The sequence below is a fragment of the Kosakonia arachidis genome (assembly GCF_900116535.1).
GTDB classification, from domain to species: Bacteria; Pseudomonadota; Gammaproteobacteria; order Enterobacterales; family Enterobacteriaceae; genus Kosakonia; species Kosakonia arachidis.
This window is the reverse complement of record NZ_FPAU01000003.1, coordinates 588289-611518: the sequence shown is the minus strand read 5'-3', so window position 1 is coordinate 611518 and position 23230 is coordinate 588289. Positions and strand designations below refer to the sequence as shown.

Genomic DNA, 23230 nt, shown 5'->3' with positions numbered 1-23230 from the left:
GGTTACCGACCCGCTGTGATAGACGCGATCGCTGACCGTACAATCACGTGCGGAACAACATTGAAACTGAGGACGACCGGCTCGCTCTCCGATCCTGATCGCTATACCCATCTGAAAACGATTCGCTGGTAAGAAACCGGGATGCCTGATTTCGGCATCCCGGTTGCGGATAATCAGTAAAACTGCAGTACGCTATCAGATCAACGTGCCGTAAATCGTCAACAACGCGACCACCACGACCAGCACCAGCGAGGTTTTTTTCGCCATCGACACCGCAGCTTTCGGCGTTTCGACTTTGTCCAGATGCGGCTCGCGCGCCAGTGAGAACTGTGCGAGGCGCGTCAGAACATGATATTGCGATGTATGACCGTCCCCAAGGGAAGCAAACCAGGCAGGCAACGCCTTTTCACCGTGCCCAACCAGCGCGTACACCACGCCAGCCAGCCTGACAGGTACCCAGTCCAGCACATGTAAAATGGCATCAACGCCTGACTGCTGACGTTCATTAGGCGTCTGGTAACGCGCCAGCCACGACTGCCAGGCACGCAAGAATGCATAGCCTGCAAGCAGTACCGGCCCCCAGGATGCGCCGACAATAAACCAAAACAGCGGGGCCAGATAAAAGCGGAAGTTGATCCATACCAGCGCGTTTTGCAGTTCGCGTAAAAACTCACGCTCATTACATCCCGGCGGTACACCGTGTATCAACGTTAACTCATTCGCCATCGCATTATGGGCATGACTGTCATTACGTGCCGCCGCCTTCAGATAAGCGTGGTAATGCAGACGCACCTTGCCCGCGCCAATGCATAACACACCAATCAGGATCCAGACCACCAGCAACGGTACGTTGAAAAACAGCCCCAGCAGCGCGCGCAGGATCAGAAAGGTTACCAGCATCACCAGTACTGTCATCGACAGCGTACGGAACATGGAGTAACGCTTAACTCGCCGGAACAGCACTTCCAGCCGGTTATCCAGTTGCCAATGCTCTCCCAGTTTAAACAGCCGTTCTGCTGCCAGCACCAGCAGCATGGTAAATAACGTCATGACATCTCCTTTTCTGACGAGCCGGCGACCAGCGCACGGAATCTGGCCCAGTCGAAAGCCGGTCCGGGATCGGTTTTCCGTTGCGGCGCAATATCGCTGTGACCGGTCATATTGTTAGCAATCGCCGGATAAAGCTCGATGAGTGTTCGCGTCACCGCCACCAGTTGCTGATACTGCGCATCGGTATACGGCAGATTATCGGTGCCTTCAAGTTCGATCCCAATCGAGAAATCATTGCAGCGTTCCCGACCATGATAAGAGGATACGCCTGCATGCCATGCGCGTTTATCGAAAGGCACATATTGCACAACCTCGCCATCACGGCGGATCAGGCAGTGCGCGGAAACGCGCAGATGAACAATTTCGGCGAAAAAGGGATCAGCATCGGGATCGAGCGTACCGGTGAACAACGCGTCTATCCACGGGCCGCCAAATTTACCGGGCGGCAGGCTAATATTATGTACCACCAGCAGTGAAGGCTGTTCATCGTCCGGGCGGCAATCAAAATGGGGAGACGGAACGTGCCGCGCTTCCACCAGCCAGCCCTTGCGTAACGGCATAAGGAACTCCTTTAAGAGGATGGTGCTAAAACACGCTTCAGAGTAGCATGTCCGCGCGGTGCCCCATAATGGTCTCCCGAACAGGACATCGCCTAACTTTGTGATTCGTTACCCTTTTTGGAGTTTATCATGCCGCCTCGCCGCTATAACCCCGATCTTCGACGTGACGCGCTGCAAAAACGCATCGAACTGGATATCCCTGCTGCTGTCGCTCAAGCGCTGCGTGAAGATTTGGGCGGAGAAGTTGACGCTAACAATGACATTACCGCGCAATTATTACCGCCAGAGAACCGCTCTCATGCAGTGGTTATTACCCGCGAAGACGGCGTCTTTTGCGGTAAACGCTGGGTTGAAGAGGTTTTTATCCAGCTAGCTGGCGACGACGTGACGCTGACCTGGCTCGTTGCAGATGGCGATACGATCCGTGCCGATCAACCGCTGTTCGAACTGGATGGCCCTTCCCGTGTACTCCTGACCGGTGAGCGTACGGCGCTGAACTTTGTGCAAACCCTCTCCGGTGTAGCCAGCGAAGTACGGCGCTATGTGGATTTGCTCCGCGGAACCAAAACCCAGCTTCTCGATACGCGTAAAACGCTGCCGGGCCTGCGTACCGCACTGAAATATGCGGTACTGTGCGGCGGCGGCGGCAACCATCGCCTGGGCCTTTCAGACGCTTTTCTGATCAAAGAGAACCATATCATTGCTGCTGGCTCTGTTCGCCAGGCGGTGGAAAAAGCCTTCTGGCTACACCCGGATGTCCCGGTGGAAGTAGAAGTTGAAACGCTGGAAGAGCTGGACGACGCGCTGAAAGCAGGTGCTGACATCATCATGCTGGATAACTTCGAAACCGACCAGATGCGCGAAGCGGTTAAACGCACCAACGGCCAGGCGCGACTGGAAGTTTCCGGCAATGTGACGAACGAAACGCTGCGTGAATTTGCTGAAACCGGTGTCGATTATATCTCCGTTGGCGCGCTGACCAAGCATGTGCATGCCCTCGATTTATCGATGCGTTTTCGCTGAATCATCTCTACAAAGGACGGGCCACAGGCCCGTTTTTGCGAACGCCCTTCCACAAATAATACGACACTCTGCAAAAGCGTTAAAAATGCCGGAAGTCGTTATCACAAAATCATTTTTGCCCCTCGTCCGCCTTATCATGTGCTGACACAGTGACGGCTCTGCATAAGGAGCTGTTTCATGAAACGACAACAAGGATTTACTTTAATCGAACTGATGGTGGTGATTGGCATCATTGCGATCCTGAGTGCCATCGGCATTCCCGCCTACCAAAACTACCTTCGTAAAGCCGCCCTCACCGACATGCTGCAAACGTTTATTCCGTACCGTACAGCTGTTGAACTTTGCGCGCTGGATCGCGGCGGCGTGGATAGCTGCGATGCCAGCAGCAACGGTATACCGTCCCCCACCACTACTCGCTATGTCTCGGCAATGAGCGTAACAAAAGGCGTGGTCTCGCTGACCGGACAGGAGAGCCTGAACGGACTGAGCGTAGTGATGACGCCGCAGTGGAGCAACGCTGACGGAATGCAGGGCTGGGCGCGCAATTGCAACATTCAGGCAGACAGCTCGCTCCAGCAGGCTTGTGAAGATGTTTTCCGGACCGGCAAGTAAGGAGCGCCAATGCAACCCGATAAACTCAGTGCATTATGCCAGCGTCATAATGCGGTCGTCCTCAAAAGCGAAAATGATCTCTTAACGATTGCAGTGGTTGAAACACCCAGCACCGAATTAATGGAATCACTCACTTTTGCTGCTCAGAAGCGTGTCGATATTCGCTGCTGGACGCCAGAGCAAATGGATAAACATTTGCAGATGAAAGCGCAAACCGTGGTACCGGTGGTACAGGAAGAGAGCAGTACCGCCGCGGTGGAGATCGTTGAACGTACGCTTCAACAAGCGCTAATGCTATGCGCTTCAGATATCCATTTTGAACCCGGCGAAACGCACTACACCATTCGCCTGCGCGTCGATGGCGTACTGCATCCGCTTTCGCCTCTACCCGGCACGCTTGCCAGCACGCTGACTGCAAGGTTAAAAGTGCTCGGCAATCTCGACATCGCCGAGCATCGTTTACCACAAGATGGTCAGTTCAGTCAGGAAATATGCGGGCAATCGATCTCGTTTCGCATTGCCACCCTCCCCTGCCGGCATGGAGAGAAAGTGGTCCTGCGCCTGCTGCATCAGGTTAACCAACCGCTGGAACTGGAAGTGCTGGGAATGACCGATCAACAGCGGGCACTGTTTGCCGCCGCACTGGCGCAGCCACAAGGGTTGTTGCTGGTTACCGGCCCAACAGGTAGCGGTAAAACAGTCACGCTGTACAGCGCACTGCAGGCGCGGAATAAACCAGAAGTTAACATTACCAGCGTGGAAGATCCCGTAGAGATCCCACTTGCCGGACTAACACAGACACAAATCAATCCGCGCAGCGGGCTAACCTTTCAGAGCGTATTGCGCGCGCTGTTACGCCAGGATCCGGACATCATCATGATTGGCGAAATCCGCGATGGTGAAACCGCCGAAATCGCGATAAAAGCCTCCCAAACCGGACATCTGGTACTGTCAACACTGCATACCAACTCTACCAGCGAAACGCTGGTACGCATTCAACAAATGGGCGTTGCCCGCTGGATGATCTCCTCGGCACTGTCGCTGGTGGTGTCGCAACGCCTGGTGCGTAAACTCTGCCCGCACTGCCGAAAACTTGCTATGGAGAATATCCATCTTCCCGGTACGCTGTGGCCTCGTCCGCTGCCGCGCTGGCGGGCCGAAGGCTGTGAACAGTGCTATCACGGTTTTTACGGGCGCCTGGCACTGTTTGAAGTCCTCGCCATCACACCGGAAATACGTCATGCCATTGCTGGCAATATGGGTGCGGGAGAGATTGGAATACTGGCGCGGCAGAGTGGCATGACCACGCTGTTTGAGCATGGATGCCAGGCCGTGGAACAAGGGTTGACTACCTTTGACGAACTGGTACGCATCCTGGGTTTTCCGGATGGCGAGTAAACACCTTTGGCTGTGGTCCGGGCTTGATGACAACGGCACCCTGCAAAGCGGTACGCACTGGAGCGAAAATCGCGACAGCGTGATGTTGCTATTACATCAGCGGCAAATCCATCTTCTGACGTTGAAACGCAGCCCAGTACGTCGCTCGCTCTGGCAAGCGGAACATGGATGCTCGGTGTTGCAACAACTTGCTACGCTTCTACAGGCCGGTCTGACATTACCGGAAGGGTTACAACTGCTGGCAGGGCAACACCCCGCCAGACAGTGGCAAGCGCTGTTGCATCAGATTGCACAAACGCTGGAGCAGGGGGAAACATTTTCGGCTGCGCTACGCCAGTGGCCTGATGTGTTTCCTCCGCTCTGGCTGGCGATGATTCGCACCGGCGAGTTAACCGGTAAACTGGATGAGTGCTGCTTCAAGCTCGTCAGCCAGCAGCAAGCGCAAAGGGAGCTGGCGTTGAAAGTAAAAAAAGCGCTTCGCTATCCGCTAATCATCCTCTCTCTGACAGCAGCAGTGGTGCTGGCAATGATATATCTGGTATTACCTGAGTTCTCAGCCATCTACCAGACATTTAACACCCCACTTCCGGTGCTCACACGGGGTGTCATTGCCACAGCTGACGTTATGCAGCACTGTGCCATGCCGTTGATAGTATTTACGGCGCTGGTGCTCGGCGTCATGAGATCACTACGTCATCACCCCGGTTGGCTTCGTTACCGACAGCGACTGTTACTGGGCACTCCAGTAATGGGTCAGTTGATACGCGGACAGAAGCTCAGCCAGATATTTACCGTCCTGTCGCTGACGCAGCGTGCGGGTATCGCTTTTTTGCAGGGTCTGGAAAGTGTCCAGGAGACGCTTTCTTGCCCTTACTGGAGCGATATCCTGCAACGTGCGCATCAGGAGATAACTCAGGGCATGTCGATTGCTGCCGCCCTGAAAGAAAGCGGTGAATTCCCGACGCTGTGTATTCAGTTGATTAGCACAGGAGAGGTTTCCGGCGCGCTGGATACGATGCTGTACAACCTGGCGCAGCATCATAGCGAACAAACTCAGCGTCAGGCAGATGGTCTGGCTACCGTGCTTGAACCGTTGTTGCTGGTTGTGACTGGGTTGATTATCGGGGTTCTGGTTGTGGCAATGTACCTGCCCATCTTCCATCTGGGGGATGCGATGAGCAGCGCGGGGTAAGCGAAGGCGCGGCATAACGCGGCGCCTGTTTAGCGATTACAGGCTATTGAAAACGCGGTTTTCCTGTTCCTGAACGCGAATAAAGGTAGTGCGTTTAGTCAGTTCTTTCAGACGAGAGGCACCAACGTAGGTACATGCAGAACGCAGACCGCCCAAAATATCGCGCGCAGTATTTTCTACGGGTCCACGCAGCGCCAGCTTGACGGTTTTACCTTCTGCAGCACGGTAACCGGCAACGCCGCCAACGTGGCGATTCATTGCAGATTCAGAGCTCATGCCATAGAACAGCATGAATTTTTCACCGTTCTCTTCAACCACGGTGCCGCCGCTCTCTTCATGACCTGCCAACATACCGCCCAGCATCACGAAATCTGCACCTCCGCCGAAGGCTTTCGCTACGTCGCCAGGAACAGTGCAGCCGCCATCGCTGACAATCTGTCCACCCAGACCATGCGCAGCATCAGCACATTCGATCACCGCAGAAAGCTGCGGATAGCCAACGCCGGTTTTCACACGCGTGGTGCAGACAGAGCCCGGACCAATACCCACTTTAACGATATCGGCGCCGGAGAGGATCAGTTCTTCACACATTTCACCCGTCACAACATTACCGGCGCAGATGGTTCTATTCGGCCAGGCTTCACGCGCTTTCGCAACAAACTGTACAAAATGCTCGGAATAGCCATTTGCCACATCAATGCAGACAAAATTCAGTGCGGGATGCAGCGCAAGGATCTGTTTTGTTTTATCAAAATCGGCATCAGATGTTCCGGTGGAAACCATTACATGGCGCAGCACATCCGCAGATTCGCGCGCAATGAAATCCTTCCAGTCTTCGACGGAATAGTGTTTATGCACGGCAGTGAGAATGTCGAATGAGGCCAGTGCTTTTGCCATCATAAAAGTGCCAACCGAGTCCATATTCGCGGCAATAATGGGTACGCCGGACCAGTTAACTCCAGAATGTTTGAAGGTAAACTCGCGCACCAACTCAACATCGGAACGACTTTTAAGGGTAGAACGTTTAGGGCGGATAAGAACGTCTTTGAAACCTAACTTCAGATCTTCTTCGATACGCATGTGCGGATTCCTGGGGTTAATGGCGGAAATACAAACTCACAACTCCAGTGACGCTATCATACGCGCTAATAAGGGCTGCGCAAGACTGCGAATTTCTCTTTTTTTACGCTACAATCTTATAAATTTATCTGGTGAACCGGCAAGTTTAGATTAATCGATTTCATTGTCACTTGATTAACTCACAACGCATTGATTATATTCTTAAATATATTCAGGTCTTTACGTTTTCATCCCTTTTGCAGATGATAAAAAAGCGCCATGAATAGGGCGAAAGAGAATGTGGATTGTGATGTCAGGCAGACCCATTTTGGGATGAGGTATTATGGGGTATACGGTCGCGTTAACCGGCGGCATCGGCAGTGGGAAAAGTACCGTAGCGGATGCTTTCGCACAGCTTGGGGTTAACGTTGTCGATGCGGATATTATTGCGCGTCAGGTTGTGGAACCGGGTTCGCAAGCATTAAGCGCCATCACAGCACGTTTTGGGGCAGGGGTACTTCTTGCCAACGGCTCGCTAAACCGCCGGGCATTACGTGAACGTATTTTTGCTTCTCCGGCTGATAAAGAGTGGCTCAATGGCCTGCTCCATCCGTTAATTCATCAGCAGACCCAGCGTGAGATTGCGCAGGCAACATCGCCTTATGTACTGTGGGTTGTTCCCCTGCTGGTGGAAAACCAGCTATATCGTAAAGCCGACCGGGTTTTGGTGGTGGATGTCCCGGTTGAGACTCAAATTGCACGCACCATGCAGCGTGATGGCGTCAGCTGTGAACATGCCGAACATATTCTTGCGGCTCAGGCCACACGTGAAGCGCGACTTGCCGTCGCTGATGATGTTATTGACAATGATGGCGCACCAGGTGCGATAGCATCGGATGTTGCCCGCCTGCACTCTGCGTATCTGAAATATGCTTCGCAGGCCGTATCACAGGAAAAACCGTAATGCACACCCACATCCTTTTTGAACACCCGCTTAACGAGAAGATGCGCACCTGGCTGCGTGTCGAATTTCTGCTTCAGCAACTCACCGTCCGTTTACCGCTGAGCGACCATGCTGATGCGCTGCACTTTTTCCGTAACGTCGGTGATTTACTGGATGTGTTCGAACGCGGCGATACGCGTACGGAATTATTGAAAGAGCTGGAACGCCAGCAGAGGAAATTGCGCGCATGGAGCGAAGTGGATGGAGTGGATCTCAACCGTATCGAATCCCTGCGCCAGCAGTTGAAAGAGAGCAGCAATATCCTGATGGCCGCGCCACGCATCGGCCAGCTTTTGCGTGAAGATCGATTAATTGCGCTGGTACGCCAGCGTCTGAGTATCCCCGGCGGGTGTTGCAGCTTTGATCTGCCTACGCTGCACATGTGGCTGCATTTGCCGCAGGAGCAACGTGATACGCAGGTCGCGGTCTGGCTGGAAAGCCTCGATCCGCTCAAAGCAACGCTGCAATTGATCCTTGATCTGATCCGCAACGCCGCGCCATTCCGCCATCAAACCAGCCTGAATGGTTTTTACCAGGATAATGGCGAAGATGCCGATTTACTGCGTCTGAAACTGACACTGCGGGATCGGCTGTATCCGCAAATTTCCGGGCATAAGAGCCGTTTTGCTATCCGCTTTTTACCCCTCGACAGCGAAAACGGGATCGTGCCGGAACGGCTGGATTTCGAACTGGCCTGTTGTTAAGGAGCCAATATGACTGAAACAACCATTGTTAACTGCCCAACCTGCAGGAAATCTGTCGTCTGGGGTGAAATCAGCCCCTTTCGCCCCTTCTGTTCCAAACGCTGCCAGCTTATCGATCTGGGAGAATGGGCCGCGGAAGAGAAACGCATCGCCAGCTCTGACGAGCTGTCAGACAGCGATAAATGGAGCGAAGAGCAACAGTAATGTTTTTGCCGCTGGCACACCGCTTAACGTTGTGCCAGCCGGGTAATAATGGGTTCGTTAGCCGGCGGGAAATCCTCCGCTTTCAGCATCTGCGGTGCTATCCATTCTGCTGGCTGTCCCTCTTTTCCCCACGGCTCCCCTTCCCAGCGCTCAACCAGCCAGAACCACAGCGTGATATGGCGATCGGGAAACTGATACTCCAGCTTATCAAACAGTGTTGCACCCAGCGGCGTAATACCGACTTCTTCCTGTAATTCACGGCTCATCGCCTGTTCCGGCGTTTCGCCCGCTTCAATTTTACCGCCCGGAAACTCCAGTTTATTTGCCATGTGCGCATCCGCAGCACGGCGTGTAATAAAGATTTCTCCTTGAGGATTGCGAATGATCCCGACCGCAATGTTGAGTATTTTCATTAGGCTGGCTCCATAAAAAAGGCGCAGATATCTGCGCCTTTTACATTTTTATCACAAAATTACGCTAAACGGCCGTGGCACTGTTTGTATTTTTTACCCGAACCGCAAGGGCATGGATCGTTACGACCCACTTTGCGCTCGCCCGTCTGCGCAGCAAGTTCTTCGGCCACTGCGGATTCATCATCCTGATGGCTCAACTGTTGCATTTGCGCCAGACGCTCCGCCTCCTGGCGACGCTGCTGCTCCATCTCTTCCACTTCCTCAGGCATACGCACCTGCACCTTGCTCAGCGTGCTGATCACTTCATATTTTAGCGACTCCAGCATCGCTGCAAACATAGCGAAGGATTCGCGTTTGTACTCCTGCTTCGGATCTTTTTGCGCGTAACCACGCAGATGGATCCCCTGACGCAGGTAATCCATGGCTGCCAGATGCTCTTTCCACAGGGAATCCAGCGTCTGCAACATCACGCCTTTTTCAAAGTGACGCATCATTTCCGCACCTACCACGTCTTCTTTGCGCTGGTAAGTTTCAATGGCGTTCTGCAGGATGCGCTCACGCAGCGTCTCTTCATGAAGATCCGGCTCTTTATCCAGCCATTCCGCAATCGGCAGATCGAGATCGAAGTCGTTTTTCAGACGCTCCTGCAGACCCGGGATATCCCACATCTCTTCCAGAGATTGCGGCGGAATATGTGCGTCGATGGTAGTTTTGAAAACGTCTTCGCGAATGCTGTTGATGGTTTCGCTCACGTCAGATACATCCAGCAGTTCGTTACGCTGAGTATAAATAGCACGGCGCTGATCGTTGGCAACATCATCATATTCCAATAGTTGCTTACGAATATCGAAGTTGCGGCTTTCCACCTTACGTTGTGCGTTGGCAATCGCCTTCGTAACCCACGGATGCTCAATCGCTTCACCCGGTTTCATCCCCAGCTTACGCATCATGCCGGAAACACGATCAGAGGCGAAAATACGCATTAGCGCATCTTCCATGGAAAGGTAGAAACGGGAAGAGCCGGCATCGCCCTGACGACCGGAACGACCGCGCAACTGGTTATCGATACGACGAGATTCGTGACGCTCGGTACCGATAATATGCAGGCCGCCAGAGGCAAGCACAGCATCATGGCGTACCTGCCAGTCCGCTTTCACTTTTGCGATTTGCTCTTCGGTCGGATTTTCAATCTCAGCCAGTTCTGCCTGCCAGCTACCGCCCAGCACAATATCCGTACCACGGCCCGCCATGTTGGTGGCAATGGTTACCGTGCCTGGATAACCCGCCTGAGCAACGATATCCGCCTCTTTGGCGTGGAATTTGGCGTTCAGCACGTTGTGCTTGATACCCGCCTTGTCCAGCTCCTCAGAGACAACCTCTGATTTTTCAATGGAAATAGTCCCCACCAGCACTGGCTGGCCCTTGGCGGTACGCTCTTTAATATCTTCGATAATAGCCTGGATTTTTTCCGCTTCGGTCATGTAAACCAGATCCGCCATATCTTTACGAATCATCGGACGGTTTGTTGGCACAACAACCGTATCCAGCTTGTAGATCGAACTGAATTCAAATGCTTCGGTATCCGCCGTACCGGTCATACCGGCCAGTTTTTCATACAGACGGAAATAGTTCTGGAAGGTGATAGAAGCCAGCGTCTGGTTTTCATTCTGGATTTCCACGCCTTCTTTGGCTTCAACCGCCTGATGCAGACCGTCAGACCAGCGACGCCCCTGCATGGTACGACCGGTGTGTTCATCAACGATGATGACTTCGCCATCTTTAACAATGTAATCCACATCGCGAGTGAACAGTGCATGAGCTCGCAGCGCAGCGGTGACGTGGTGCATCAGCATAATATTGGCCGGGGAGTAGAGTGACTCGCCCTCGTCCATGATATCTTCTTTTACCAGCAGCTCTTCAATCAGCACCAGGCCGCGTTCGGTCAGCGTTACCTGACGCGCTTTCTCATCCACTGAGAAATGCCCTTCGCCCTGGAAAGTGTCAGAATCTTCTTTCTCCTGGCGAATCAGAGAAGGAATGATTTTGTTCACTTTTTTATAGAGCTCAGAGCTGTCTTCCGCAGGCCCGGAGATGATCAGCGGGGTGCGAGCTTCATCGATAAGGATGGAGTCAACCTCATCCACCAGTGCATAGTGCAGTTTACGCTGTACACGCTCTTCAGGGCTGAACGCCATGTTATCGCGCAGGTAGTCAAAGCCGTATTCATTGTTGGTGCCGTAGGTAATATCGGCGGCGTAAGCTTCACGCTTGGCAACAGAAGGCATACCTGGCAGGTTAATACCGACTGTCAAGCCGAGGAACTCAAACAATGGACGATTGTTTTCGGCGTCGCGCTGCGCCAGATAATCGTTCACCGTCACAACGTGAACGCCTTTACCGCTCAGGGCATTCAGGTAAGCTGGCAGGGTCGCTGTCAAGGTTTTACCCTCACCAGTACGCATCTCCGCGATGCAGCGATCGTTCAGTACCATACCGCCCAATAGCTGTACATCAAAGTGGCGCATACCAAATACGCGCTTGCTCGCTTCGCGAACCACAGCAAAAGCTTCAGGCAACAGATTATCTACCGCCTCGCCTTTTTCCAGACGGGCGCGAAACTCTGCGGTTTTACCTTTCAGTTCTTCATCACTAAGCTGCTCCATGGCCGGTTCCATGGCATTGATCTGAATGACAACTTTACGCATGCGACGTAGTGTACGATCGTTGCGGCTACCGAATACTTTCGTTAATAACTTGATTAGCATAATAAAAATCTCAAACGCTCCGCACAGCGGAACTAAAAAATGGATAAAAGGCTCTTTTTTTAGCTAAAGCGTTGAGGACCTGCGCGAATACCCTGCACCTGGCTCACCCAGGCGGGCACGCTAAACGCATCAAGTGGCGTAGAAGGGATATAAACAGGCAGGCGGACAACCGTTGGCGGCTTGCTTTCCAGCATCAGCAATGAGCTGAGCGAATCCAGCAATGCTAAATGATGTGCCTGAATGGGCAATGACTCTTCCGTTGCTACAGGCAGCGCCTGAGGCGCCATAGCGAACGAAAGATGACGAATCACGGTACGAATGGCATGTTGATGCCAGTAATCGACAGTAAAGTTTGGGCGCCGTTTCGCTTCGAGCAAGGAGAAACTGGTAAAATTGACGTTATTGACGCCATCGTGATTGCGGGTCGTTTCACGCGCAGGCTGGTGTGGCTCAGCGCTACCGGCAAATGCAGGCAAGCCAAAACTCGCCGCAACCATCCCTAATAAGAGATGCGGCCAGAAATAGCGTCTGCCAAATTGTCGCCAGCACGTCAGTATACCGTTCACCTGCTCCACCCAAAAAATCACACTTGTCCGACTTTGCTTCTGTCAGTGTCGTTTTGCGCCCAAATCTTACCACTAAAGCCGCCAGCACCGCAGTAGTATTCAGGCTTCAAAAGGGCGAAATTGACCAGGAAAGCAGCAAACACACCGTTTAAAGCGGAAAAAAAGATAATGCTACACAGAAGAGGGAAAAGCGTGGTGGGAGAAAAGGCAATAAAATCGACTGGTTTCCCTGACCGGAGAGAGTGCCAGGTTAACCAGTCGATTTTGTGGTTATGGTGTTATGCCAGAACCATTGACGGTGCTTTAAATGCCAGTGGCAATTCGGCATCGTCTTCGAAGGTCACATATTCCCAGGCTTCCTGTTTTGCCAGAACAGCCTGCAGTAGTTTGTTGTTTAATGCGTGGCCCGATTTATATGCGGTAAACGCACCAATGATATTGTGACCACACATGAACAAGTCGCCAATAGCATCCAGCATTTTATGACGAACAAATTCATCTTCGAAACGAAGTCCGTCTTCATTCAGTACGCGATAATCGTCAACTACGATGGCACAATCGAAGCTACCGCCCAGGCACAGTCCGCGAGACTGGAGGTATTCAATATCACGCATGAAACCGAAGGTACGCGCACGACTAATCTGGCGCATAAATGCGTCGGCAGAGAAGTTCATTGCGTAGCGTTGAGTGCTTGCATCAATCGCCGGGTGGTTAAAATCGATGGTAAAGTCGAGCGTGAAACCATTATGCGGTCTGAACTCAGCCCATTTATCACCGTCTTTAACACGCACCGTATCTTTGATACGAACGAATTTTTTGGCGCTGTTAAGCTCTTCGATCCCTGCATCCATTAGCAGATAAACGAAAGGTGCAGCACTGCCATCCATAATGGGAATTTCCGGTGCATCGACTTCAACAATAATATTGTCGATACCCAGCCCCGCCAACGCAGCATTTAAGTGCTCAACGGTGGAAATCCGCACGTCATGCTCGTTGACCAGACAAGTACAGAGCATAGTATCACGCACAGATTTAGCATCAGCCGGAAAATCTACCGGTGGATTCAAGTCAGTGCGACGATAGATGACCCCGGTATTTGCCGGCGCAGGGCGCAACGTCAGTGTGACTTTCTTGCCGGTATGCAAACCGACGCCAGTCGCCTGAACGATACGTTTAAGTGTCCTTTGTTTGATCATCGTATAATCTCGCCTTATTACCAATCCATCCGAAGTGTATAACACAAGTCGGTAGGCCAGTTTAGCACAAAGAGCGACGAAGCCCAACTTCCAGTAAATTCTTAATCCGCTTGCTTGCGCAGGAACGCCGGAATGTCCAGATAATCGGGTTCTTTAGTGGTTTGCGGTGTATTGTCGTTAACCACTTTCGCCGGTTTCTGTTCCTGTTGCATCGGCTGCATGCCGTGCTGCTGATAGCGATCCATCACTGGCTGCTGCGTCTGTTTGTTGGTCACCAGCGTAATTTCTGGGCGTTTGTCCATGCCGATGCCTGTCGCAACGACGGTCACGCGCAGCTCATCATTCATATCCGGATCAAGAGACGTACCAATAACCACAGTCGCGTTATCAGATGCGAAAGCACGGATAGTGTTACCCACCGTTTCGAACTCATCCAGACGCAGGTCGAAGCCAGCAGTAATGTTAACCAACACACCGCGAGCGCCAGAGAGATCAATATCTTCCAGCAACGGGCTGGAAATCGCCATTTCTGCCGCTTCTTCCGCGCGATCTTCACCGCTGGCCACACCAGAACCCATCATCGCGTAGCCCATTTCGGACATTACGGTGCGCACGTCAGCGAAGTCAACGTTCATCAGGCCAGGACGCGTAATCAGTTCAGCGATACCCTGCACAGCGCCTTTCAGCACATCGTTCGCTGCACCGAATGCATCGAGCAGAGAAATACCACGGCCAAGCACTTTCAGTAACTTGTCGTTCGGGATAGTGATCAGCGAGTCCACATGTTTGGACAACTCAGTGATACCCTGCTCAGCAAAGGCCATGCGCTTCTTGCCTTCGAAATTGAAAGGCTTGGTCACCACAGCAACCGTCAGGATACCTAAATCTTTAGCGACTTCAGCCACAACAGGAGCTGCACCCGTACCGGTACCGCCACCCATGCCTGCCGCGATAAAGACCATATCAGCGCCTTCGAGCGCAGCGCGCAGGGCTTCACGATCTTCTTCAGCCGCATTGCGACCAACTTCAGGGTTTGCTCCAGCGCCCAGGCCTTTGGTGATCCCACCGCCGATCTGAATGGTTTGCCCCACCGCTGTTTTACGCAACGCCTGCGCGTCAGTATTTACAGCGAAAAATTCAACACCTTCAATGCGCTCGCGCACCATATGCTCTACGGCGTTGCCGCCGCCGCCACCGACGCCGATGACTTTAATCACCGCGTCGTTGGTTAATTCCATCGGTTCAAACATAATCTCTCTCCGTTTTGTGCCTGTCGCCTGAGACCGCTAATTTTCTGCGTTCTCTGAAAAAAACTAAAACTCTTTTCGCAGCCAGCTGTTGATTCGTTTGAACCATGACCCTACTGACACGCGTTTTTCCACTTCAGCTTCACCACTGAGATGCGTTTCTTTCCCGTAGTGCAGCAACCCTACCGCCGTTGAGTAATACGGTTCCTGGGCATAATCGGTCAAGCCAGTAATATTGAGCGGTGCACCAATACGCACCTGCGTATGGAAAACCCGCTGCGCACAGGCCGCAAGGCCTTCCATTTGCGCAGCGCCACCGGTCAACACAATCCCCGCCGCAAGGTGATGCTTTACTCCCTGCTGGCGAAGCTGTTCCTGCAACTGCAAAATCTCATCGTTAACCAGATTGAGCAACTCGGTATAGCGGGGCTCAATCACGTCTGCCAGCGTCTGACGCTGCAAACTGCGCGGCGGGCGACCGCCCACGCTGGGTACTTCAACGCTCTCATCTTTGCCGACTAACGACCCCAGCGCACAACCGTGGCGAACTTTGATGGCTTCAGCATCACTGGGCGGCGTACCGAAAGCGTAAGCAATATCGCTGGTGACCACATTCCCTGCATAAGGGATCACTTTCGTATGGCGCAGCGCGCCGCCAGTATAGACCGCCATGTCCATTGTACCACCGCCGATATCAACAACGCAGACGCCCAGTTCTCGTTCATCTTCCGTCAACACCGAATAGCTTGAGGCCAGTCCGGCGAAAATAAGTTGGTCAACTTTCAACCCACATCGTTCCACGGCTTTAACGATGTTTTTTGCCATATCGTTATGGCAAGTAATCAAATGTACTTTGGCCTGCATACGCACGCCAGAGAGCCCAACCGGGTTTTTGATCCCTTCCTGGTAGTCAATGGCATACTCCTGCGGAATCACATGAAGAACACGGTGTTCGTCGCGTACACGCACCGATTTGGCAGTATGCACAACGTTCTCCACATCTTCCTGCGTCACTTCCTCTTCCGAAATCGGCACCATCCCAATTTCGTTCTGGCAACTAATGTGCTTCCCCGAAAGCGCCAGGTAGACAGAAGATATCTGGCAATCTGCCATCAATTCAGCCTGATCGATAGCGCGCTGTACGCATTTCACTACCGATTCCAGATCGTTTACTCCGCCTTTATCCATACCACGGGACGGGCAACTGCCCACACCAATGATATTCACAATACCGTCGGGCAGAACTTCCCCTACTAAAGCGGCTACCTTTGCGGTGCCAATCTCCAGTCCAACCACCAGTTTTCTGTCCGTCGCCTTGATCATTGTTGCTCTGCCTGTGCCTGATTCTGTTGTGCCTGATTTTGCTGCTGATTCGGTTCCTGAACAGGGGCTGCTTTCCAGCCTACAGCCGCGCCTGAGTCATAGCGTAAATCCACGTAACTGATCATTTTACCGTCTGTTTGCGCCTGTTGCAGCAGCACCGGGTAGAGTTCCACGAAGCGCGCCAGACGTTTCATCGTATCGCCACGACCCAGGTTGAGCCTGATATCGTTAGTCAGCGTGACCTGCCATGAACGTCGCGCCGTCATCGCCGCCTCTTTTAACGTGAATTTATCCTTCGCCAACAATTGGCCCATATCGCGGTAGCCCTGCAATACTTCGCTTTCACTGCCTTCAGGGCCATACAACATGGGCAAAACCTGCTTACTGGTTCGTTCGGACGGCACGCTGAATTCATTACCATCGGCATCGACCATATGCTGATCATTCCACCGCGCAATCGGCACGTATTCAACCAGATGAATCTTCAATTCGTCTGGCCACTGCTTTCTAACGCTTGCCTGCTTTATCCAGGGCAGGCGCTCGATCTGACTCTGAATAATATTAACATCCTGCGTCATGAAGGTGCCGGGTGCCCCCAACGCCAGAATTGACTGACGAATATCATCATTACGGGTGTAATGACGATCGCCCGTCACTACCAGCTTTGACAACGGCAAGCGTTGTGCATCCTCCATCCAACCCAAAACTACCCAGCCGCTAGCAAACACGGTGCACAGCACCGCCAGCAGGAACAAAATCCCTGCAATACGCGTTCCATTGTTACGGCGAGAGGTGGTTACGGCCTCCGCTTCGCGGTTTCGCGTGTTCAGCGCAGCCTGTGACATATCACTCCGCCAGATCCAGAATACGAACAACAAGTTGCGAGAAGCTCAAACCCGCCTGGCGAGCAGCCATCGGCACGAGGCTATGGCTCGTCATCCCTGGAGATGTATTCGCTTCCAACAAATAAAACTGACCGTCGCTATCCAGCATGGCATCTATTCGTCCCCAGCCTCGGCAACCTAAAAGACACCATGCTTTCAATACCAGAGACTGTAATGCTGCCTCTCGTTCCACTTCCAGACCTGACGGGCAGAAATATTTTGTCTCATCAGAGAGATACTTCGCCTCATAATCATAGAAGATTCCCGCTGGTTGGATACGAATTGACGGTAAAATCTCGTTTCCAAGCATCGCCACGGTAAATTCCGGGCCACTTAGCCATTTTTCGATCAGAACTTCATCATCATATTGAAATGCAAGCGCTAACGCTGCCTGCAGATCTTCACTTTTGTCTACCTTCGACATGCCAACACTGGAGCCTTCACGGCTGGGCTTGACAATAACAGGTAACCCCAGTTCATCAATGCGTTGAATATCATCACAACTTAGGCCTGATTCAAATTCACTGCGTTCGAATGCGACCCATGGTGCAACCGGTAATCCGGCCCCCTGCCACAGCAATTTGCTGCGCAGTTTATCCATGGAGATAGCGGATGCCATAACGCCGCTACCGGTATAAGGCATATTGATCAGTTCAAGTAGCCCCTGCAGGGTGCCGTCTTCGCCGCCACGACCATGCAACGCAATAAATGCTTTACTAAATCCCATCTCTTTCAGGCGGGTAACATCCACATCGCGTGGATCCACGCCGTGCGCGTCCACGCCACCTTCCCGCAAACCCACCAGCACCGCTGCACCGGAATTAAGCGAAACTTCACGCTCGGCGGAGGTACCGCCCAGCAGAACCGCTACTTTCTCAGCCACGGCGCTCCTCCTCTGTGCTCTGCGGTTTCAGTTTGCACTCAGCCAGGCTACGGGCGATTTTGCCGATATTCCCTGCGCCCTGAATCAGGATCAAGTCATTACCGGTCAGTACCGGTGCCAGCATTGCCGCAACCTGTGCCGGATCGGACACAAGGATCGGATCAATTTTGCCACGTCCGCGAATAGTACGGCATAGCGAACGGCTATCAGCGCCCGGGATAGCTGCTTCGCCAGCCGGATAAACCTCCAGCATCAGCAGGGAATCAACCTGCATCAACACATTGGCGAAATCGTCGTACAAGTCGCGAGTACGGGTAAAACGGTGCGGCTGAAACAGCATGACCAGGTTTTTATCCGGCCAGCCCGCGCGCGCTGCTTTAATCGTGGCATCCACTTCCGTCGGGTGATGGCCATAGTCATCTACCAGCATGGCAGTACCGCTTTTGCCATTCACAGCTTCCAGCGGGAATTCGCCAAGGAAATCAAAACGGCGACCGGTACCCTGGAAACTTTCCAGCGCACGAAGGATCGCTTCATCTTCGATCCCCTCTTCTGTCGCTACTGCTACCGCCGCCGCCGCGTTCAGCGCATTGTGACGGCCAGGCGCATTCAGCGTGACACGCAGTTCCGGTTTATCCTGACGCACCAAAGTGAAGTGCCCCTGTGGCCCGACCTGGCGATAATTTTCTACCCGAATATCCGCATCATCGCTAAATCCGTACGTTGTCGTCTGACGTCCTACACGCGGCAGCAATTCGCGGATAACCGGATCGTCCACACACATTACCGCACGGCCGTAGAACGGCAGGTTGTGCAGAAAATTGATAAACGTTGTTTTTAAATTCTCGAAGTCACCATGGTAAGTATCCATGTGATCGGCTTCGATATTGGTGACAATCGCTACCATCGGTTGCAGATGCAGGAAGGAAGCGTCACTTTCATCAGCTTCTGCAATCAGGTAACGGCTGTGTCCCAGACGCGCATGCACCCCGGCAGCTTTCACCAGACCACCGTTAACAAAAGTCGGGTCCAGCCCGGCTTCTGCATAAATACTGGCCACCATCGCTGTCGTGGTCGTTTTACCATGTGTACCGGCAATCGCGATGCCATGACGGAAACGCATCAGTTCAGCCAGCATCTCCGCGCGACGGATAACCGGAATACGTGCTTCATGCGCCGCGACAATTTCAGGGTTATCGGCAGAAATAGCGCTGGAGACAACAACAACACTGGCATCGCTCACATTTTCCGGACGATGATTGAAATAAATAGTGGCACCGAGCGACGCCAGTTGCTGGGTCACCGGGTTTGGCGCCAGGTCGGAACCACTAATCTGGTAGCCTTCATTGGCCAGCACTTCGGCAATACCGCCCATGCCAGCACCGCCAATGCCGACAAAGTGAATGTGCCGGACACGTCGCATCTCGGGCACGATTGAACGCAGTTTCGCCAGTTCTTGTGTATTCATTCTCTAAACGCCATCGACTACTTAAATTTGCGCGACGCCAATGCGCCGCCAGTATTTACGCCTGAGCTGCCAGGCTGACTTCATTCGCCACTCGTTCGGTGGCATCCGGGATGGCCGCCGCACGCGCACGTTCCGCCATCGCCAGTAATGCTTCGCGATCCCAGCCCGCCAGCGTCGCGGCTACCGCATCAACGGTGAACTGCGGCTGTTCGAGGATCTTCGCGGCGCCCGCTTTTTCCAGCGGTAATGCATTCCAGTACTGCTGACGATCTTTGTGCTGGAAAGGCACAAACAGCGCCGGTAAACCTGCGGCTGCAATTTCGCTGACCGTCAGTGCACCTGAACGGCACACCACCACATCTGCCCACGCGTAGGCTTGCGCCATATCGTCAATAAATTCCGTCACTTTATGCTGCGGTTCGCCCGCGGCAGCATACGCCTGCTCAACATCCTGTTGCGCGCCTTTGCCACTCTGATGCCAGATAGTGACAGCATTGCCCAGTTTCGCCGCGACCTGCGGCATTGTCTGGTTCAGCACGCGCGCACCCTGGGAGCCACCAACGACCAGCACGCGAACCGGCCCTTCGCGGCCCGGTAAACGCTCCTGAGGTAGTGGCAATGCCAGCACATCAACGCGCACCGGGTTTCCAACGACTTCCGCTTTTGGAAACGCGCCGGGAAATGCCTGCATCACTTTGGTAGCGATTTTCGCCAGCCATTTATTGGTTAACCCAGCAATTCCGTTCTGCTCATGGAGCACTACCGGAATACCGAGCGACCAGGCAGCCAGCCCGCCTGGGCCAGAAACATAACCGCCCATTCCCAGCACCACATCCGGCTTAAAGCGCTGCATGATGGCACGAGCCTGACGCCAGGCATTAAAAATACGCACCGGGGCCATCAACTGCGCTTTGATCCCTTTGCCTCGCAGGCCGGAAATACGGATAAAATCGATCTCGATACCGTGTTTGGGCACCAGATCGGCCTCCATGCGATCGGCGGTTCCGAGCCAGCGCACTTGCCAGCCCTGATCCATCAAATGGTGTGCAACCGCCAGCCCGGGGAAGACATGCCCGCCGGTACCGCCCGCCATCACCATTAACCGCTTTGGTTGACCACTCATCACAAACCTCGTGTAAACGCCTGAGCTTTTTCCAGACGCGTTTCATAATCTATGCGTAGCAGTAGCGTAATCGCCACTGACATAATCAGTAAGCTGGAACCACCGTAACTGATAAGCGGCAGAGTCAACCCCTTGGTCGGCAGCATGCCTGCCGCCGCACCGACGTTAACCAGAGCCTGGAAGCTAAACCAGATACCAATTGAGCAGGCCAGGAAACCAGAGAAACGATGATCAATTTCCAGCGCTTTTCGCCCGATAGACATGGCGCGGAAAGCGACGAAGAATACCATTAAAAGTGCCACTACCACACCGATATAACCCAGTTCCTCCCCGATAATGGAGAAGATAAAGTCCGTATGTGCTTCAGGCAGATACTCCAGCTTCTGTATCGAGTTTCCAAGCCCCTGGCCCCATAACTCACCGCGACCAAATGCCATCAACGACTGCGTTAACTGATAACCGCTACCAAAGGGATCTTCCCATGGGTTCCAGAAAGACGTTACGCGGCGAATACGATACGGCTCGGCGAGGATCAGCAGCACTACCGCTGAAATTCCCATACCGATGATGGCAATGAACTGCCACAGTTTCGCCCCAGCGAGGAACAACATCGACAGTGTGGTGATAAACAGCACCACCACCGTACCGAGGTCTGGCTGTGCCAGCAACAGAACCGCCAACACCAGAATCACGCCCATCGGTTTGAGGAAGCCGCGCAGGTTATTACGCACTTCATCTACCTTACGCACCAGGTAGTTAGCCAGGTAACAGAACAGCGACAGCTTGGTGAACTCCGCTGGCTGGAAGCGCATGACACCGAGATCGATCCAGCGAGAGGCCCCGTTGATCGAACTCCCCACGACCAATACCACCAGCAGCATAATGATCGCGGCGATCAACATCGCCGAGCTGTATTTCTGCCAAAAATCCATTGGCAAACGCAGCGTGATCATCGACATACAAAACGCCAGGAACAGATACAGCGCATGACGCTTGGCAAAGAAGAAAGGATCATCCGTCAGGCGTTGCCCTACCGGCATCGAGGCCGAAGTCACCATAATGAAACCGATCGCTGCCAGGCCCAGCGTCAACCACAATAGCGTGCGGTCGTACATCACCAGGCTGTCGGAATCTTTTTGCCGTGATCCCATAACCCAGCCCTTCAATGCCGTAAATAACCATGCCAGGAGGCTAAATCCCGGCAGGCGCGGCATTCTCGGGCGTGGGAGCGTTAAACGCATCAGCCTAACTCCTGCGCCAAACGGGTAAAGACATCACCCCGTTGTTCGAAATTCTTGAACTGATCGAGGCTGGCGCAGGCAGGTGACAGCAACACCATATCGCCCGGCTGTACACGCGTGGCGATCAGACGCATCGCCTCTTCCATCGTTTCTACCTGATCGGCGATTTCCGGACGTAAATCCGCCAGCTCGCCACCATCGCGACCAAAGCAATAAAGACGAATACGATCACCGCCGAGATAGCGCTTCAGCGGTGAGAAATCGGCAGATTTACCGTGCCCGCCCAACAGAAGGTGCAGCGTACCGTCAACCTGCAAACCGTTCAGCGCCGCCTCAGTGCTGCCGACATTGGTCGCTTTTGAGTCATTAATCCAGCGTACGCCGTTATGATCCAGCGCCAACTGGAAGCGGTGCGCCAGTCCGGTAAAGGTTGTCAGTGCCTTCAGGCTGCTGGCCCGCGGTAAACCCACGGCATCCGCCAGCGCCAGCGCCGCCAGTGCGTTGGTATAGTTGTGCTGGCCGCTCAGCTTCATCTCTTTAACATTCAGAACCTTTTCACCTTTTACACGCAGCCAGGTCTCGCCCTGTTGGCGGTTCAGGTGATAGTCGCCTACGTCAACGCCGAAGCTCACGCAGCGCTCATCGGCACCCCGTACCGGCATAGTCAGCGCGTCGTCCGCATTTACCACACAGACTTTCGCATTTTCGTAAACGCGCAGTTTTGCGGCGCGATACTGTTGCAACCCGAACGGATAACGATCCATATGATCTTCCGTCACGTTCAGGATGGTTGCAGCAGCAGCGTGCAGGCTGAAAGTGGTTTCCAGTTGGAAGCTGGAAAGCTCCAGCACATAGAGTTCGCGAGCGTCATCAAGCAACATCAGCGCAGGCAGGCCAATATTGCCGCCAACGCCCACATTAACGCCTGCCGCTTCGGCCATTTCGCCCACCAGTTTGGTGACGGTGCTTTTACCGTTTGAACCGGTAATCGCAATGACTGGCGCTTGCGCTTCGCGGCAGAAGAGTTCGATATCACCGACAATCTCAACGCCAGCATCGGCTGCCGCGCTCAGAGAAGGATGAGCCAGTGCGACGCCGGGGCTTGCGACAATCAGGTCAGCCGCCAGCAACCAGTCATCATTGAGACTACCAAGATGGCGCTCTACCGCCTCTGGCAACTTATCGAGCCCTGGTGGCGAAACGCGCGTGTCCATAACGTATGGCGTAACGCCGCGCGCGAGGAAAAAGTCAACGCAGGAAAGGCCTGTCAGCCCGAGACCGATAATGACGACTTTTTTACCCTGGTAATCTGCCAT

Annotated in this window: 22 protein-coding genes; 7 read left to right on the top strand and 15 right to left on the bottom strand. The window is 53.4% G+C overall.

Features of this window, described 5'->3' with window-relative positions:
• Nucleotides 1–195: 195 nt before the first annotated feature.
• Together ampE and ampD are read right to left on the bottom strand one after the other, a co-directional pair.
• Nucleotides 196–1050, bottom strand: coding sequence for a beta-lactamase regulator AmpE (gene ampE, locus BM427_RS14555; RefSeq protein ID WP_090122580.1), 855 nt, complete (start codon nucleotides 1048–1050; stop codon nucleotides 196–198).
• Nucleotides 1047–1610 (bottom strand): 1,6-anhydro-N-acetylmuramyl-L-alanine amidase AmpD, encoded by a 564-nt coding sequence (gene ampD / locus BM427_RS14550; RefSeq protein WP_090122578.1) that lies wholly within the window; start codon nucleotides 1608–1610, stop codon nucleotides 1047–1049. Before ampD ends, ampE begins: the two co-directional genes overlap by 4 nt.
• Before the next feature lie 129 nt (nucleotides 1611–1739).
• On the opposite strand from ampD, the gene nadC reads away from it, so the two are divergent.
• From nadC to hofC, 4 genes are all read left to right on the top strand, one after another.
• Nucleotides 1740–2633: a carboxylating nicotinate-nucleotide diphosphorylase gene (nadC, locus tag BM427_RS14545; protein WP_090122577.1), complete on the top strand. Its 894-nt coding sequence runs from the start codon at nucleotides 1740–1742 to the stop codon at nucleotides 2631–2633.
• Between the two features lie 177 nt (nucleotides 2634–2810).
• On the top strand, nucleotides 2811–3245 hold the full coding sequence (gene ppdD / locus BM427_RS14540; RefSeq protein ID WP_090122575.1) for a prepilin peptidase-dependent pilin: 435 nt from the start codon (nucleotides 2811–2813) through the stop codon (nucleotides 3243–3245).
• 9 nt (nucleotides 3246–3254) lie between these two features.
• Nucleotides 3255–4643, top strand: coding sequence for a type II secretion system protein GspE (gene gspE, locus BM427_RS14535; protein ID WP_090122573.1), 1389 nt, complete (start codon nucleotides 3255–3257; stop codon nucleotides 4641–4643).
• Nucleotides 4633–5835 (top strand): protein transport protein HofC, encoded by a 1203-nt coding sequence (gene hofC, locus BM427_RS14530; RefSeq protein WP_090122571.1) that lies wholly within the window; start codon nucleotides 4633–4635, stop codon nucleotides 5833–5835. The genes gspE and hofC overlap by 11 nt, the downstream gene beginning before the upstream one ends.
• Nucleotides 5836–5871: 36 nt before the next feature.
• Here hofC and BM427_RS14525 read toward each other — a convergent pair whose 3' ends face one another.
• Nucleotides 5872–6915 carry a GMP reductase gene (locus BM427_RS14525; RefSeq protein ID WP_090122567.1) on the bottom strand — a complete coding sequence of 348 codons (1044 nt, stop codon included), beginning with the start codon at nucleotides 6913–6915 and terminating at the stop codon, nucleotides 5872–5874.
• A gap of 322 nt (nucleotides 6916–7237) precedes the next feature.
• On the opposite strand from BM427_RS14525, the gene coaE reads away from it, so the two are divergent.
• Genes coaE through yacG form a run of 3 tightly spaced genes read left to right on the top strand, consistent with a single transcriptional unit; the run spans nucleotide 7238 to nucleotide 8805 of the window.
• Nucleotides 7238–7858 (top strand): dephospho-CoA kinase, encoded by a 621-nt coding sequence (gene coaE, locus BM427_RS14520; protein ID WP_090122564.1) that lies wholly within the window; start codon nucleotides 7238–7240, stop codon nucleotides 7856–7858.
• The gene (gene zapD / locus BM427_RS14515; RefSeq protein WP_090122563.1) at nucleotides 7858–8601 is read left to right on the top strand and encodes a cell division protein ZapD; all 744 of its coding nucleotides are present in this window, start codon (nucleotides 7858–7860) and stop codon (nucleotides 8599–8601) included. Before coaE ends, zapD begins: the two co-directional genes overlap by 1 nt.
• Nucleotides 8602–8610: 9 nt before the next feature.
• Entirely contained in the window at nucleotides 8611–8805 is a 195-nt protein-coding gene (gene yacG / locus BM427_RS14510; protein WP_090122561.1) for a DNA gyrase inhibitor YacG, read from the top strand.
• A gap of 23 nt (nucleotides 8806–8828) precedes the next feature.
• Here yacG and mutT read toward each other — a convergent pair whose 3' ends face one another.
• The 12 genes from mutT to murD all read right to left on the bottom strand — a co-directional run bounded on the left by mutT (nucleotide 8829) and on the right by murD (nucleotide 23230).
• Nucleotides 8829–9218, bottom strand: coding sequence for an 8-oxo-dGTP diphosphatase MutT (gene mutT, locus BM427_RS14505; protein WP_090122559.1), 390 nt, complete (start codon nucleotides 9216–9218; stop codon nucleotides 8829–8831).
• Between the two features lie 59 nt (nucleotides 9219–9277).
• Nucleotides 9278–11983: a preprotein translocase subunit SecA gene (gene secA / locus BM427_RS14500; protein ID WP_090122557.1), complete on the bottom strand. Its 2706-nt coding sequence runs from the start codon at nucleotides 11981–11983 to the stop codon at nucleotides 9278–9280.
• Between the two features lie 59 nt (nucleotides 11984–12042).
• Nucleotides 12043–12549 carry a secA translation cis-regulator SecM gene (gene secM / locus BM427_RS14495; protein ID WP_167518535.1) on the bottom strand — a complete coding sequence of 169 codons (507 nt, stop codon included), beginning with the start codon at nucleotides 12547–12549 and terminating at the stop codon, nucleotides 12043–12045.
• Nucleotides 12550–12827: 278 nt separating this feature from the next.
• Entirely contained in the window at nucleotides 12828–13745 is a 918-nt protein-coding gene (lpxC, locus tag BM427_RS14490; protein ID WP_090122556.1) for a UDP-3-O-acyl-N-acetylglucosamine deacetylase, read from the bottom strand.
• Nucleotides 13746–13846: 101 nt separating this feature from the next.
• A complete protein-coding gene (gene ftsZ, locus BM427_RS14485) occupies nucleotides 13847–14995 on the bottom strand; it encodes a cell division protein FtsZ (protein WP_090122554.1) in 1149 nt (382 codons plus the stop codon).
• A 63-nt stretch (nucleotides 14996–15058) separates the two neighbouring features.
• Nucleotides 15059–16315 (bottom strand): cell division protein FtsA, encoded by a 1257-nt coding sequence (gene ftsA, locus BM427_RS14480; protein WP_017457932.1) that lies wholly within the window; start codon nucleotides 16313–16315, stop codon nucleotides 15059–15061.
• Nucleotides 16312–17160 carry a cell division protein FtsQ gene (gene ftsQ / locus BM427_RS14475; RefSeq protein WP_090122553.1) on the bottom strand — a complete coding sequence of 283 codons (849 nt, stop codon included), beginning with the start codon at nucleotides 17158–17160 and terminating at the stop codon, nucleotides 16312–16314. The genes ftsA and ftsQ overlap by 4 nt, the downstream gene beginning before the upstream one ends.
• Before the next feature lies 1 nt (nucleotide 17161).
• Complete coding sequence (locus tag BM427_RS14470) at nucleotides 17162–18082, bottom strand: D-alanine--D-alanine ligase (protein ID WP_090122552.1); 921 nt, start codon at nucleotides 18080–18082, stop codon at nucleotides 17162–17164.
• A complete protein-coding gene (gene murC, locus BM427_RS14465) occupies nucleotides 18075–19550 on the bottom strand; it encodes a UDP-N-acetylmuramate--L-alanine ligase (protein WP_090122550.1) in 1476 nt (491 codons plus the stop codon). The genes BM427_RS14470 and murC overlap by 8 nt, the downstream gene beginning before the upstream one ends.
• A 55-nt stretch (nucleotides 19551–19605) precedes the next feature.
• The gene (murG, locus tag BM427_RS14460) at nucleotides 19606–20673 is read right to left on the bottom strand and encodes an undecaprenyldiphospho-muramoylpentapeptide beta-N-acetylglucosaminyltransferase (protein ID WP_090122549.1); all 1068 of its coding nucleotides are present in this window, start codon (nucleotides 20671–20673) and stop codon (nucleotides 19606–19608) included.
• Nucleotides 20673–21914: a cell division protein FtsW gene (gene ftsW, locus BM427_RS14455; RefSeq protein ID WP_090122547.1), complete on the bottom strand. Its 1242-nt coding sequence runs from the start codon at nucleotides 21912–21914 to the stop codon at nucleotides 20673–20675. The genes murG and ftsW overlap by 1 nt, the downstream gene beginning before the upstream one ends.
• Nucleotides 21914–23230 (bottom strand): UDP-N-acetylmuramoyl-L-alanine--D-glutamate ligase, encoded by a 1317-nt coding sequence (gene murD, locus BM427_RS14450; RefSeq protein ID WP_090122546.1) that lies wholly within the window; start codon nucleotides 23228–23230, stop codon nucleotides 21914–21916. Before murD ends, ftsW begins: the two co-directional genes overlap by 1 nt.